General features: G+C 49.2%; 18 protein-coding genes. 2 read left to right on the plus strand and 16 right to left on the minus strand.

The window, feature by feature from the left end:
* Positions 1 to 193: 193 nt before the first annotated feature.
* From C6I21_RS13770 to C6I21_RS13800, 8 genes are all read right to left on the minus strand, one after another.
* Positions 194 to 427 carry a hypothetical protein gene (locus tag C6I21_RS13770; protein WP_105960059.1) on the minus strand — a complete coding sequence of 78 codons (234 nt, stop codon included), beginning with the start codon at positions 425 to 427 and terminating at the stop codon, positions 194 to 196.
* A gap of 17 nt (positions 428 to 444) precedes the next feature.
* A complete protein-coding gene (locus C6I21_RS13775) occupies positions 445 to 732 on the minus strand; it encodes a P27 family phage terminase small subunit (protein WP_105960060.1) in 288 nt (95 codons plus the stop codon).
* Between the two features lie 128 nt (positions 733 to 860).
* Complete coding sequence (locus tag C6I21_RS16800; RefSeq protein WP_280953458.1) at positions 861 to 989, minus strand: hypothetical protein; 129 nt, start codon at positions 987 to 989, stop codon at positions 861 to 863.
* Between the two features lie 35 nt (positions 990 to 1024).
* Positions 1025 to 1387: a hypothetical protein gene (locus C6I21_RS13780; protein ID WP_181186266.1), complete on the minus strand. Its 363-nt coding sequence runs from the start codon at positions 1385 to 1387 to the stop codon at positions 1025 to 1027.
* Between the two features lie 319 nt (positions 1388 to 1706).
* Positions 1707 to 4058: a phage/plasmid primase, P4 family gene (locus C6I21_RS13785; RefSeq protein WP_245411652.1), complete on the minus strand. Its 2352-nt coding sequence runs from the start codon at positions 4056 to 4058 to the stop codon at positions 1707 to 1709.
* Between the two features lie 111 nt (positions 4059 to 4169).
* Entirely contained in the window at positions 4170 to 4445 is a 276-nt protein-coding gene (locus tag C6I21_RS13790; protein WP_105960061.1) for a hypothetical protein, read from the minus strand.
* Between the two features lie 338 nt (positions 4446 to 4783).
* Positions 4784 to 5074, minus strand: coding sequence for a MerR family transcriptional regulator (locus tag C6I21_RS13795; RefSeq protein WP_105960062.1), 291 nt, complete (start codon positions 5072 to 5074; stop codon positions 4784 to 4786).
* The gene (locus tag C6I21_RS13800) at positions 5071 to 5322 is read right to left on the minus strand and encodes a helix-turn-helix domain-containing protein (protein WP_210200639.1); all 252 of its coding nucleotides are present in this window, start codon (positions 5320 to 5322) and stop codon (positions 5071 to 5073) included. The genes C6I21_RS13795 and C6I21_RS13800 overlap by 4 nt, the downstream gene beginning before the upstream one ends.
* 151 nt (positions 5323 to 5473) lie before the next feature.
* Here C6I21_RS13800 and C6I21_RS13805 point away from each other — a divergent pair, with 151 nt between their 5' ends.
* The gene (locus C6I21_RS13805; protein ID WP_105960063.1) at positions 5474 to 6007 is read left to right on the plus strand and encodes a helix-turn-helix domain-containing protein; all 534 of its coding nucleotides are present in this window, start codon (positions 5474 to 5476) and stop codon (positions 6005 to 6007) included.
* Between the two features lie 44 nt (positions 6008 to 6051).
* Positions 6052 to 7215: a site-specific integrase gene (locus tag C6I21_RS13810; protein WP_105960064.1), complete on the plus strand. Its 1164-nt coding sequence runs from the start codon at positions 6052 to 6054 to the stop codon at positions 7213 to 7215.
* Positions 7216 to 7320: 105 nt separating this feature from the next.
* Here the strand turns inward: C6I21_RS13810 and rpsI are convergent, their stop codons facing one another.
* From rpsI to C6I21_RS13850, 8 genes are all read right to left on the minus strand, one after another.
* Positions 7321 to 7713 (minus strand): 30S ribosomal protein S9, encoded by a 393-nt coding sequence (gene rpsI / locus C6I21_RS13815; protein ID WP_105960065.1) that lies wholly within the window; start codon positions 7711 to 7713, stop codon positions 7321 to 7323.
* A 20-nt stretch (positions 7714 to 7733) separates the two neighbouring features.
* Positions 7734 to 8171, minus strand: a complete 438-nt coding sequence (rplM, locus tag C6I21_RS13820; protein WP_105960066.1) for a 50S ribosomal protein L13 — start codon at positions 8169 to 8171, stop codon at positions 7734 to 7736.
* A gap of 181 nt (positions 8172 to 8352) precedes the next feature.
* On the minus strand, positions 8353 to 9135 hold the full coding sequence (gene truA, locus C6I21_RS13825; protein WP_105960067.1) for a tRNA pseudouridine(38-40) synthase TruA: 783 nt from the start codon (positions 9133 to 9135) through the stop codon (positions 8353 to 8355).
* A gap of 13 nt (positions 9136 to 9148) precedes the next feature.
* Positions 9149 to 9949, minus strand: a complete 801-nt coding sequence (locus C6I21_RS13830; RefSeq protein WP_105960068.1) for an energy-coupling factor transporter transmembrane component T family protein — start codon at positions 9947 to 9949, stop codon at positions 9149 to 9151.
* Positions 9942 to 10817, minus strand: a complete 876-nt coding sequence (locus C6I21_RS13835; protein ID WP_105960069.1) for an ATP-binding cassette domain-containing protein — start codon at positions 10815 to 10817, stop codon at positions 9942 to 9944. The genes C6I21_RS13830 and C6I21_RS13835 overlap by 8 nt, the downstream gene beginning before the upstream one ends.
* The gene (locus tag C6I21_RS13840) at positions 10808 to 11680 is read right to left on the minus strand and encodes an energy-coupling factor transporter ATPase (RefSeq protein ID WP_245411654.1); all 873 of its coding nucleotides are present in this window, start codon (positions 11678 to 11680) and stop codon (positions 10808 to 10810) included. Before C6I21_RS13840 ends, C6I21_RS13835 begins: the two co-directional genes overlap by 10 nt.
* Before the next feature lie 47 nt (positions 11681 to 11727).
* Positions 11728 to 12090 carry a 50S ribosomal protein L17 gene (gene rplQ, locus C6I21_RS13845; protein ID WP_105960071.1) on the minus strand — a complete coding sequence of 121 codons (363 nt, stop codon included), beginning with the start codon at positions 12088 to 12090 and terminating at the stop codon, positions 11728 to 11730.
* 49 nt (positions 12091 to 12139) lie between these two features.
* Entirely contained in the window at positions 12140 to 13084 is a 945-nt protein-coding gene (locus C6I21_RS13850) for a DNA-directed RNA polymerase subunit alpha (RefSeq protein ID WP_105960072.1), read from the minus strand.
* Between the last annotated feature and the right edge of the window lie 12 nt (positions 13085 to 13096).

Raw genomic sequence — 13096 nt, forward strand, 5'->3', positions numbered from 1 at the left:
TCATGCAGGTTTTTCTCGCGCCCGATATTGCGATGATGTGATATTTCCTTTCGGCCATCTGGATTCCCAACCGGAGCAAATCTCTCGAAAAAGAGTGCCTGCTTCGGTTGGCTACCACCTGGATCGGTACATCATTTTCCAGAGACCATCTCTTAAATAGTTCTACAGCTAGAGCGTTCTCGTACATATATATTCATCTCTCCCCGCCCCTGCGTCCGGGGGGAGGATGATAATGCCTGATCAGCCTTGCCAGGAGAAATTCCCGGCCATGCTGCATTTCCTGGGGGGATATTTTCCCCTGCATTAAAGCAATCGTAAGATTCCGCAGTTCGATCTGGTAAAAATGATGACGGTGCGTGACTTCCTCAAACGGGATATTGTGCGCCTTGCACCACAGCCGAAACGCCTGATCATCCTGTACCGTCATGAATCCCCCTCCCTCTTTTAAAGTAGTTCATCTGTTTTCGTGCCACTCAGGTTGAGAGACTTCTCAATGCTTAGCATCTGAGCGCTCACCTTATTACGCTCTCCGATCAGTGGATTGGCTTTCAGGTATTCCTGGCCGCCGTTCTTCACCACAATGGAAGTGCCGGCTTCGTTGATCAGCCGCGTCATTTCTTCAAACGATTCGAGCAGTGCTTCATAACGATCTACCTTTTCAAGTTGAATCGCATCTGTTTCATCGATCTGCTCTAATAGATGATTGCGAACAGCTTCGCTTGTCTTTGTCATTTTTTGTCACCTCCTTAAAGGCCCCGCCCTACGGGGAATCGGAATAAATCTCGGAAATCGACCCCTTCCACCGGTATCCCATTGAGTTTTTCTATAATAACTTTTGACCCGGGGGGATTATGTTTTCATCACAGATTACTGTGCCGCTCAATCATTTCATTTCGCAGTTTGTTTTCTTCCACAGATTGCCGTCTCGCTTTCTTCGCTGTTCGGTTTGGGTATATCACTTTATCCAGCAGCCGAATAATCGCTTCCACACGCTTCACCTCCTTTCATGCAGCTGTTTGATCGTTTAGTACATGCCCCTGGCAATCAATCGATCACGCGCCGCACCTTCTGGATCCACGACTTTGAAAACCTTACGTCCAACGTTGAAGTTCCAATTTAGAAAATCCTCGTTGTAAACATCGAAATCATATTCCAGCATGGCTCCCTTCATCGCGCCATTCACCACATAGAATCCGCCGTTCTTTCCAAACAGATGCTTTAACTCGTATGAGTTCACACTGTCTGCCCGTGTAGTTTTCGTCTTGCACGGGATCACATACTGTTCGATCCAATTACATAGGCGCTGCCGATCCTTTTCCGGCAGCAGATAAAACTGCCGGGTATCGTCCACATCGATTCGATCTGTTAAATGAATGAGATTACTCATGGTTTGGTTCCTCCTTTTTTGGGTTTGTTAATTTGTAACCGAAAAAGCAACTGTAATGATTGTTTACGGTTGCAACCTTCGTGCTTACTCTCACAACGGATTAAGCCTGTGTGCAACCGTGCAACCGAAAATCTCACTTGCTATTATATTTTTTATTATTACGAACATTTGTTTGATATATTATTTCATTTTCTAAATAAGGTGTTTTTCGGTTGCATGGTTGCATTTGCAGGACAAACTACTGTCATGAAAAGGTTTATGCGTGCAACTGTGTTTTAATTTTTCGGTTGCAATTAAGTTGCACAGTTGCACTTATAGATTATTTTTTCGGCTTTTCATATGATTTCTGGTTTTTATTTTTATCTGGGAAACCGATTCCTAATACATCCAGATCCCCCAACTCCTTTAATAATGCTTCGTAAGAATACCTGCCCTGAGCCTGTGTATCCCATTCACCGCCCAAATAATTCTTGAATTGCTTATGAAACTGCCTTTCTGCTAACGGTTTATATCCGTTGTCCAGGCAAAACTGTTTATAAAACCCATAAACAACGTATTTCGGCACTTTCTGAACATCCCATTCATCAAATACAGATAGTTTAAAATCCAGCACCGGATCATTGTCCTGCTTGAATACTTCAAGTTCATTCACAGAAGCCTGTGGAATATCGAACTTCTCAAAGTCCATATGCACGGCTTGATGCAGTACATATTCCAGCACGGCCGGATCTTTAATAAATTCGTCTTTAATCCTGGTATCTTCTGCCTGTCCATTGAAATCCGCATTGAATGGCACGATTACCAGCCTTCTGATCGTACCTGTGGTTTTGTTGCGGAACTTCGGCATCCCGTTTGTGGATTGGATGACACTGCACTTAAAGGATGTGTTATAGATAGGCTTGTTTTTCTGCTCCACTGAAACAACATCGCCCGTGACAACGGAATTAAAATTGGAACTATCATCGATATATACGCCGGCCGGCACGTCATCGCCGATCACGGCTGTTTTTCCTTCCAGTACAGATAGACGGAAGCGCTCATCAAATTCATTTACTTTTAATGTGGCGATATTATTCAGCCCGATCAGGTGCGTAATTAATTCCTGGAACGTACCTTTACCATTGTTTCCTTCCCCGATCAGGAAGATAGCTTTCTTTCTGGAATAGTTTCCGTTCAATGAATCATTGATGACCTGCCATAGAAGATGAACAATTTCTTTATCATGGCAAGCGATAGAGGACAACCAATCTTCCACATTCCAGCCTTCCAGGTTTGGTGCTTTTGGGTTCTCCGTGTAAGGCGTAGAGATTTTCGTTGTAAACACGTGTTTAGGGTTAAATGGTTCAAGCTGCTTCTTTCGGAGATTGAATACACCATTTTTAACAGGCAGCAGATAGCGGGATTCTGTTCTTTCACGGATTTCAGCGCGATTGGTTAGGTGATAGATAACTTCCTCTGCTTTATTGTTATTCAATCGCGGTTCCAGCCAGGAAATCACCCGCTTAATCAGTGTGGTATTCCGGGTATAAATCCCTTCTCCAGGCTGATACATCGCAACCTTAGTGTTTTCTTCTAAATCGAAAAGTATAAATTCAATGTGTTCCTGGAGAATCCCCGCGCATCTTAACGGCGGTATAACGATGGGCTTTCTTCCGCGGGATCCCTCGTTCTCCCACTGAACCTCCATCGCTTCCAGTTCTTCCTGACGGCGTTGATTCAAAATCGTTTGTAACGCCTGAGAATCGTTCACGTTCACTTGAAACTCCTGCTGCGGGCTATATACATTCCGACACTCAGCAGCGGCCTTCTGGATCTGCTCTGCACCGTAGGTGAAGCCATTTTGTGGGCGCTCCCATTTCTGACGCATGAGCGCCGACTGACGGAAAATATCGTCCATTTTGCTTTCGTCCTTAGCACACCAGAACGCCAGATCATTACAAAAGGCCATATCTGCTTCTGACTGGGATCCGTATTGGTTCTCCCAGCCGCCACGCATGAATGACTGAAATCGGCTGCCGGTTTTGCTTTTTTCTGCGATTTCGATAATTTGATCCGTAGAAAGATCGTTTCCGCCTTCTGGTCCAGGTGTCTCAGGTGTGACGGGTTTCGGATTTTTCGTTAAATGCTTGTCCAGTACCGACTTTAGCGCTTCGTCATCCTCGCGTATGGCCTTTAGTGCGCCGTTCGCGGTATTGCCAGTCAGTGTGAAATATCGGCTCTGATAGTAAAATTCCAGGCCCTTGCTTGCGTCTCGGCTTCGGTATTCATGCAGCCGTTTCAAATTAGAAACCTTCATAATGATGTGCAGGCCGGCTCCGGATGGGGAAACCTCATAATAAGAATCCGTGATTTTCAAGATTTCCCGCACCCAATCCGGAACTTCGCCAGTGTTTGGATCGATGCACTTATCAATGTCTATACCAGCATATCCTCCGGTGAGAACCATACCTATTCCATCAAACCGGCCACCTGCGTAAGATTGCAACGCTTCTTCCACAGTGATCCAGGTGAATGGATCCGTACTGTCTGCTGCCGATCCGTCCGGCTGAAATGGAATTTTCGTTGTTCTCCCGTTTCGCTCTATCGCTTTCCACAAAACAAATTGCTTTTTATCGTGGGGAAAGGTTTCTAGTATGTTGTTTTCATAGATTTCTGTCGTTAGAGCAGTCAAAATCACTCCCTCCCCTTCTTTTTCAACACAGTTTTTGGTATAATAAGGATAAGATTTTTACTTCGTTATAATTGTTTCGCCCTCACAGCTCGCCTGCTGTGGGGGATTTTTTTATTCCTGACCACACAGATCACGAAGTCGCTTTACTTCCTCCTGCAATTCTCGGTTTTCTCTTTCCATTTCCTTCTTCCAGTGAAGCAGCGCAGCATGACAAGCTGCCAGTCTTTCCTGCATCTTCTCTTCACGAATCATGAATCCTGCAACCTCCGGATGATCCACCATCTGCCCGATATCATCACCTAGATAGGAAAGCTGTCCATCCATCAATTTTAGAAACTGCTCCTGCGAATCCACTTTGTTCTGCACATCGAATAACGTATTTTTCATAATCAAATCATCCTCCATTTTTTATTAGTATTGCTCTGCCATTTTCTGCGCCCACTGGCTGATATTCGGCCGTGTGGATGAATAGTATTTAACTAGATATCGAAAGAACGCTCGTTTCTCGTATGCCGCCATGTAAATCACCTCCTTAATAGAATCGTGGGTTCTTTTTAATGCTTGCTGCCATACGGTTTTGTTGAACTTCTTGCATGAGTGCTTCGAGATCCCGCCGGCTCACCGTCACCTGTGGATGCAGTTCTGACGCTTGTCTCAGTTCGTTCTTCAATCGCTCGTAGTGATCTTTGATCTGACCCCTCTCCTATCGCCTGCCCAGGCTTGAATTAGTAAGTGATTTTCTTCCCTGCTAAAAACTTGTGAATATCTTCCCGATCAATGAGATTCTTGGAATTAATCTGAATCAGCGGCAGTCCTTCCTCAATAATGGATTGCAAAGTGTTATATGAAATACCGATATAAGACGCAGCCTCTTTCTTTGTCAAAAACCGTTTTTCTCCCACATCGTTTTTTGCCTGTTCGTATGCAGTCGAAGCGATATCATAAAACATTTGGAAATACTGATGTTTCCATTCCTCAGGAATCGGTAGGCTTATCGTTGCCTGCTGTTCGTTCATGATTTCACCTCCCTAGTTTTGTCTACATTTCCTTTTTGATATCTATCGGCGTCATTGAAATACAAAAAAATAGGCAAAACTTGATTTAACCTTAATAGCACTTTTCCACTCGGCAGTTTTCTTCCTGTTTCGATTTCTGAGTAGTAACTTCGTGATATGCCTACTACTTTAGAAACCTGCATCTGTGTCATCTTCCTTCTTTTGCGCTCGTTTATTAATTTTTGGCGCCATACATTTTCTAATTGCACTACCCTCTCCTCCTTTTTATCCTTAAAAACTAAAAGTCTCTATCGGCGTCATGGATTAAATTAATCATAGCACCATCAAAAAAATAAGTCAACGAATAATGTTGTCTATCGGCGTCATTTTTCTGTTATACTGATAATGGAGGTGATAGTTATGCCGATTGGCGATAATATTCAAGATTTAAGGAAAGAAAAAGGACTTACACAAGCTGGACTTGCTAAATTAATGGGAATATCCAGATCCTATTTAAGCGATGTAGAAAACAACCGAAAAAATCCAAGCCTTAAAACGATCGAATCTCTTGCCGAAAAATTAGGAGTTTCTGTTTTGTATTTAACAAGCGGGAATAAAGCTATATCAGATTTCACAGATGAAGAAAAAGTGAGTCTTTTCCGTGATGTATGGGATAAGCATAGAAGCGTATCTACCCATGAATTATCTAAACGGTTTGAAGAAACTAAAATTGACGAATTACCGCAGCATGAAATTACCTATCTAATTAATTCATTTAATTTTATGAATAATGCCGATGAGAAAAGCGTTATTTTATTTGCTGCTCTTTTTCGCAATTTAAATGACCTTTTTCCTGTATCTGAGGAAGATCCGATAGATTCTTCCACAATCTCAGAACAGGTAGAGGATATCAGGAAAAATTTTAATGATTATTTAGATGGTTTCAAAAAATAACCCCTTCCCTATCGCCTGCCCAGCAACAGAAAGGGGTCATTTTTATGGCACGAATTGAATCTTACAAACGGAAAGACGGCAAAACGTATTACAAGGTAAAAATCTATATTGGTTACGATCCCGTAACCGGAAAACAGAAGCAGACCACGAAAAGCGGATTTACTTCCAAAAAAGAAGCGAAACTTGCAGCTTCTAGGTTAGAAGTCGATACGGCGGATTATGGCGTTTCGGTTTCGGGGGATCCCACATTCCAGGAAGTCTATGAAGAATGGTATGAACAAAACCGTTTGCAGATTAAGCCCACCACGGCTTATACGAAAGAAAAGCTATTTAAACGGATTCTGCGGGATTTCGGCAGCATGAAAATGAAGAAGATTGAAACCCGTCACTGTCAACGGGTCATCAATCAGTGGGCGGTAGAAGTGCAATCGTTCGGGGATTACAAAGTCCAGGCGAACCTGGTATTTAAGTATGCGGTGCGGATGAACATTATTCGAGTGAACCCGATGCAGCATATTATGATGCCGAAACGGAAACGGGAAATTCCAGAGGATCAGGAGAAGTTTTTCACGAAACAGCAACTAAAGGATTTTCTGGATTATCTCAAACACGATGAGAGCCGCCAGAAGCTGCATATGATGTTTCGACTACTTGCCTATACCGGAGCAAGGAAAGGGGAATTACAGGCGCTCTGTTGGAGCGATGTGGACTTCCAGGAGAAGAAACTGCATTTAAAGAAAACCCTGGTATTCGTGGACGGGAAATTGCAGGTGATGCCCACAAAAACAGAAGCATCGATCCGGACAATCAGCCTTGATCAGGAAACCATTCGCCTGCTGCACCTGTGGAGGAAAGATCAGATTCAATGGCACATGCGTTTAGGGGTTCCGTTTCACAGTGATGATCGGCAGCCGATTTTTACAAACTTCCATTATCCCAGTCAGCGCATGAACTTCTGCCGCCTGTCGTATTTGAACGAATCTCTCAGCCGAATTTATAAAGAGTGTCCGGATCTTCCACAGATTAGCGTACACGGATTCCGGCACACTCATGCCAGCTTGCTGTTTGAAGCAGGGTTGGCGATTAAGGATGTGCAGGCCCGCCTGGGGCATACTGATATCCACACGACCATGAACATTTATACGCATGTGACGCAAACAGCACAGGACAATGCAGCCGCCCAATTTGAAGCGTTTATGAACGCTTAACCGGCATTTGTGAGTTAATTGTGAGTTAGTACACCCGAAAACAGAAAAAACCCCTCTGCCGGGTTGGGGAGCAGAGGGGCTGGAAACCTTGATATATAAGGCTTTTTAACGCTTCGAGAACTGAGGAGCACGACGTGCGGCCTTGAGACCGTACTTCTTACGCTCTTTGCCTCGTGCGTCACGAGTAAGGTAGCCTGCTTTTTTGAGGCCCGGACGGAATTCCGGATCTGCCTGAAGCAGCGCACGTGCAACACCGTGACGGATCGCGCCCGCCTGGCCGGTGTAGCCTCCACCGTTTACGTTAACGTGGATGTCATACGTGCCTTCTGTTTCTGTTTCTACGAGCGGCTGCTTAACGATAACCTTCAGTGTTTCGAGATCGAAGTACTCGTCGATGCTGCGCTTGTTGATTACAATGTTTCCGTCGCCGGGTACGAGACGTACACGGGCAACAGAGTTTTTACGACGACCTGTTCCTGCATATTGAACTTGTGCCAAGAAAATTCCCTCCTTTTAATTTATCCGCGTAGTTCGTACGCTGTTGGCTGCTGTGCTGCGTGCGGGTGCTCACTGCCTTTGTAGACGTGGAGCTTTTTGCCTGTCTGACGGCCGAGAGATCCTTTTGGAAGCATGCCTTTGATGGACAGCTCAAGAAGACGCTCCGGCTTTTCGCGGCGCATGTCTCCTGCAGATGTCGCACGCAGGCTTCCCGGGTAACGGCTGTGACGGTAGTAGTACTTGTCCTGCAGCTTGTTCCCTGTCAGTTCAATCTTCTCTGCGTTGATGATGATCACGTGATCACCAGTGTCGATGTGCGGTGTGAATGTCGGCTTGTGCTTTCCGCGCAGGATGCTTGCGACTTCAGAAGATAGACGACCGAGCGTCTGGCCTTCTGCGTCGACAACGTACCAGTTGCGCTCTACTTCATGAGTTTTTGCCATATATGTTGTACGCATTGGTTGATTTCCCTCCTAATTCTGACTCTCCAAAAAACATTGGTCTGGTTAACGATCGATTCCGTACCCGGGGCTAGTGGGCATAAGAATACCGTTAACCATCATATATCATCCTGTGGCCTGTGTCAATACGAAAAAACACGGGGTTCAGTTGTTTTTCTTTTTCTCTGCTGCACGGCGCTTACGCCTCCGGAGAGAGACCTCTCATATGCCGCTCCAGTGCCTCTGGGCTGTAAAAAACGCGGGAGAGGTATAAACCCTCCGCCGGTGCCGTTTTGCCCGCTGTGCGCCGATCACGGCCTTCTAAGAGGGCGGGCATGCTGTCCGCCCGCCGGCTGCCGTATCCGACTTCCAGAAGCGTTCCCGTCATCACACGAACCATCTGGTACAAAAAGCCGCTCCCGATAAAGCGGATCGTCCATTCCGGCCCGTTTTCCTCCAGGTCGATGGCATACATCGTACGAACTTTATCGACGACGTCTGTACGCGGTGACGACAGCGCTGAAAAATCGTGGGTGCCGAGCCAGTGGGCGGCTGCCCGGCGCATTGCCGTAATATCCGGCTTCTGCCGCAGCTGATGCACATAATGCCGGCGGAAAATGTCCCTCTCCTCTGCAATCAGCATCCGGTAGACATACTCTTTCGCCTCGGCATCATAACGCGCATGCCGTCCATCAAACGGCTCCGCCGACTGCACGTGGATATCGTCCGGCAGCAGGCTGTTCAGCGCCCTCGGCCACCGCTCCTCCGGAATCGAGAGCGGGGTGTCAAAGTGAACCGGCTGACAGAGCCCGTGCACCCCGGCGTCAGTTCTGCCCGAGGAAACGGATGGCCAGCTGGCCGCCTTATGCATTTTTGCAAGGGCACGCTCCACCTCTCCCTGGACCGAGCGGGCATTGGGCTGCTTTTGATAGCCTTGAAACCCGCTGCCGTCATAGGCAAGGTGGATGAGCATTCGATTCATCGTCATCCGCTCCTTATCCAATCCGCGTCCACAGGCTGAGCCCGGCAAACGCGAGAAACATACAAAAAATCAGTGTGTCCGACAGCTTCCATGACAGCTCCCGGTATTTCGTCCGTCCCGCTCCGCCGTTGTAGCCGCGTGCTTCCATCGCCGTGGCAAGATCCTCCGCCCGCTTAAACGACTGCGAAAACAGCGGAATCAGTACAGGCAGAAACGCTTTGAGCCGGTTCCAGACCGATCCCCGGGAAAACGCAGCGCCCCGGGCCATCTGTGCCTTCATAATCGTCTGCGTTTCCGTCAGAAGCGTCGGAATGAACCGGAGCGCAATCGACATCATGAGCGCAAACTCATGCGTCGGAACGCGCACATACGACAATGGACGGAGAAGCGACTCGATGCCGTCGGTTAAATCCACCGGCGTCGTCGTCAGCGTCAGAAGCGTCGCAAGCACGATAAGCAGCAGCAGCCGGAAACCGACGACAAACCCTTCCAGCAGTCCGCCGCTGTAAACCGCAAGCGGGCCGATTTCCAGAAGCACACGCCCTTCCTGCGTCAAAAACAGATGCAGAAAAAAGGTGAGTGCCACGATGATCAGCACAAGACGGGTTCCCTTCCAGAAAAAACGCAGTGAAATGCCGGCACTGAGAAGCGCAGCCGCCGTCAGGACAGCCGCCGCGCCCAATACAACAAGCTCTCTGGAAACAAACAGAAAAACCATAAATAAAAACAGCGACGCAAGTTTTGCCCGCGGATCCAGACGGTGGACGACCGAGCGCCCGGGAACATACTGGCCGATCAGAACATGTTCAAGCATCCGGCTCTCCTTTCCGGACCCAGGAAGCAATCCGGTCCGCCGCATCTTCTACAGTAAAAGCATCAACAGCAGGCGGGGCCTTGCTTTCTGTGCAGAGACCGGCAAGGATTCGGGACGTTTCCGGAAGCGGAAGCACCCCTTCTTCGATCAAGTCTTCTCGGGTCCAGAGCGACGAAGGCGTCCCTTCTGTCCGGACACGGCCGCTTTCCATCAGCACAATGTGGTCAGCCTTCCGGGCTGTCAGGTTCATATCATGCGTAATAAGCAGAAGCGTCCGGTCTGCTTCTTCCTGCTGCCATTCGGAAAACAGGCGCATGATCTCCTCCTGGCCGTCGGGATCGAGTCCCGCTGTCGGCTCATCGAGAAGCAGCAGCTTCGGCTCCAGTGCCAGCACGCCCGCGATCGCGGCGCGCCTCATCTGGCCGCCGCTCAGCGTAAATGGAGACCGCTCTGCAAGTGAGGGCGGCAGTCCGGTTTTTTCAAGCGCCCGGTATGCCTTTTTCTCCGCCGTCTCCCGGTCATCGCCGTAGTTCAGCGGACCGAACATGACGTCTTCCAGCACCGTTTCTGCAAACAGCTGCTGCTCGGGAAACTGAAACACCATGCCGATGTGCCGGCGGAGGTCAAACAGATCCTTCTGCCTGGAATCAGCTGTAATGGTGTGGCCGCCTGCATCAATGGATCCTTCCGACGGCTTCTCCAGGCCGTTGAGCAGCTGAAGGAGCGTCGATTTCCCAGAGCCTGTTGCTCCGATGATGGCGTGGGTTTCTCCGGAGGCAAACGTGACCGTCACATCCCGGAGTGCTTCCACGGCAAACGGACCGCCCGGCATATACGTGTAGGATACGTTCGTTACCGTTATCTGCATAGCGCGTTCACCAGCTCTTCTTCCGACACGGCTTCCGGGACCTGAATGCCGCGCGCCTGCAGTGCAAGAGACAGCTGCAGCGGTACCGGCAGCCGGAGCCCTGCCTCTTCCAGACGTGCGGGATCCTGAAACAGCGAGCGGGGGCTTCCCTCTGCGGTAATTCTTCCCTGATCCAGAACGATCATCCGGTCGGTCTCCGCGGCTTCGGTCATGTCGTGTGTGACCGAAACAAGTGCGATCCCCTCTTCCCGGCACAGCGTCTTCATCAGACGCCGCACGTCCTCTCTGGCAGACGGATCGAGCATGGACGTCGCTTCATCCAGAAGAATGACCTCCGGACGCAGCGCAAGGACACCCGCGAGCGCAACACGCTGCTTCTGGCCGCCGGAAAGGCGGTGGGGCTCCTGGTCTTCCAGTCCGGTAAGACCGAGCCGGCCGATGGCATGCTCGACGCGCTGCTTCATCTCGGGGGCCGGAACGCCGGCATTTTCGAGACCAAACGCTACATCATCTGCGACCGTCGGCGCGACGATCTGGTTGTCCGGGTGCTGAAACACCATACCGGCCCGGCGGCGGATCCGCACCTGTTCTGCCGGGTCAGCCGTATTTCTTCCGCACGTGCGGATCGTTCCCTGCTGCGGCACGAGAAGCGAGTTGAACAGGCGGGCGAGCGTGGACTTGCCGGAGCCGTTGTGGCCGGTGACAGCCACCCATTCGCCTTTTTCCACCGACATCGTAATATCATGAAGGGCCGGTGTCTCCCCGCTGTTGTAGGAAAAGGTCACTCCTTCTGCTTCAATGACAGCCATCGCTCTCTCCCTCCCTTTCTCGTGGTAGCAGGCGGATTTCCATTTATACTGCACAAAAAAAGGGCGTGAATCCGGATGGACCCGCCCTTTTCAGTCATGCTTTATACGAGCTCAATGATCGCCATTGCCGCGCCGTCTCCACGACGTGGTCCAAGCTTCATTACGCGCGTGTAGCCGCCTTGACGGTCCTCGTAGCGAGGTGCAATATCGTCAAACAGCTTCTGTACTGCGTCCTGGCCTGTTTCTTCGTCTGCAGTCATCTTGCGGACGAATGCTGCTGCCTGGCGACGCGCGTGGAGATCTCCACGCTTTCCGAGCGTAATCATTTTTTCTACCTGAGAGCGGATTTCTTTTGCTTTCGGCTCAGTAGTTTCGATACGCTCATGGATGATTAGATCTGTTGTCAGATCGCGGAGCAGTGCTTTGCGGGCGCTGCTGTCACGACCGAGTTTACGGTATGCCATGAGTCATTTCCCTCCTTCACTAATCGCAGTCACTGTCTGATAGACAGGATCAGTCTTCTTTTCGCAGGCCGAGATTCAATTCGTGCAGCTTCTCCTGGACTTCCTCAAGGGATTTACGTCCAAGGTTGCGTACCTTCATCATATCCTCTTCGGATTTCTGCGTAAGTTCCTGTACCGTGTTGATACCGGCACGCTTCAGGCAGTTGTAGGAGCGCACAGAAAGATCGAGCTCTTCGATGGTCATCTCAAGCACTTTTTCTTTCTGGTCTTCCTCTTTTTCCACCATGATTTCCGCGTGCTGGGCCTGATCGGTCAGGCCGACGAAGATGTTGAGGTGCTCGTTGAGGATTTTCGCCCCGAGAGACACTGCTTCTTCCGGGCGGATGCTTCCGTCCGTCCACACATCAAGCGTCAGTTTATCATAGTTGGTAATCTGGCCGACACGAGTGTTTTCCACCTGATAGTTCGCACGGACAACCGGCGTAAAGATGGAATCCACCGGGATAACCCCGATCGGCAGATCTCCTGTATTGTTACCTTCCGCAGGCACATAGCCGCGGCCGCGCTGGGCGGTTACTTTCATCTGGAACTGAGCGCCTTTCGAAAGCGTCGCAATGTGAAGTTCCGGGTTCAGGATCTCTACGTCACTGTCATGCGTGAAATCCGCAGCAGTTACCGTGCCTTCGCCGTTTGCTTCAATTTCGATCGTTTTCTGCTCATCCGAGTAAATCTTCAGAGCGAGCTTCTTCAGATTGAGGATAATGGTCGTAACATCCTCAACAACTCCTTCAATGGTGGAGAACTCATGAAGGACACCATTAAACTGCACCGATGTCACTGCAGCCCCCGGCAGGGAGGACAGCAGAATGCGGCGCAGGGAATTCCCGAGAGTCGTACCGTATCCACGTTCCAGAGGTTCCACGACGAATTTTCCGTACGATTGATCGTCACTTAATTCGACCGTTTCAATTTTCGGCTTTTCAATCTCGATCATTCAACAAACCCT

Origin of the sequence: Alkalicoccus urumqiensis, from assembly GCF_002993335.1 — a bacterium.
GTDB classification, from domain to species: domain Bacteria; phylum Bacillota; class Bacilli; order Bacillales; family Salisediminibacteriaceae; genus Alkalicoccus; species Alkalicoccus urumqiensis.